General features: G+C 67.0%; 1 protein-coding gene. It reads right to left on the reverse strand.

Going from position 1 to position 730, the window contains the following annotated elements:
• A partial coding sequence (locus EOC06_RS43335) for an ABC transporter ATP-binding protein (protein WP_245469972.1) occupies window positions 1–730 on the reverse strand: 730 nt, incomplete at both ends.

The following is a 730-nucleotide window of genomic DNA, read 5'->3' on the forward strand; positions in this document are numbered from 1 at the left end:
CTGCTCGCAGATCGGGCCGATCTTGCGCGGGCAGCGCGTGTGGAACACGCAGCCCGACGGGGGGGTGGTGGCGCTGGGGATTTCGCCGTCGAGCCGAATGCGAGCCGTCTCCGTCCGGTCCAGTTTTGGAACCGCCGACAGCAGCGCCTCGGTATAAGGATGATGCGGCCCGGAGAAGACTTCCTCCGATGGCCCGAGCTCCATGATGCGGCCGAGATAGAGCACGGCGATCTTGTCGGAGAGGTAACGCACCACGGCTAGGTCGTGCGAGATGAAGATGTAGCTGACGTCTTCCTTCGACTGCAGGTCGGCGAGCAGGTTGAGGATCGCAGCCTGCACCGAGACGTCGAGCGCCGAGGTCGGCTCGTCGCACACGACGATGCGCGGGTCGCCGGCGAAGGCGCGCGCGATGGCGACGCGCTGCTTCAGGCCGCCGGAGAGCTGGCGCGGCTTGACGGCAAGATGCCGGTCGGTGAGCCGCACCGAGCGGACAAGGTCGTTGAGACGAGCCTCCAGCGCCTTGCCGGAGAGGCCGGCCAGCCGCTTCAGTGCCCGGCCGATCAGATGGCGAATCGAATGCGAGCGGTTGAGAGCCGAATCCGGGTTCTGGAAGACGATCTGCATCGCCTTGATCTGGTCGTCGCTGCGGTTCTCCAGTCGTGGCGCCAGCGCCTTGCCTTCCAGCTCGATGGTGCCGCCTTCATCGGGCGGCACCAGGCCGAGCCGCAGC

This window comes from Mesorhizobium sp. M7A.F.Ca.MR.362.00.0.0 (assembly GCF_004023175.1).
In the GTDB taxonomy this organism is placed as follows: Bacteria; Pseudomonadota; Alphaproteobacteria; order Rhizobiales; family Rhizobiaceae; genus Mesorhizobium.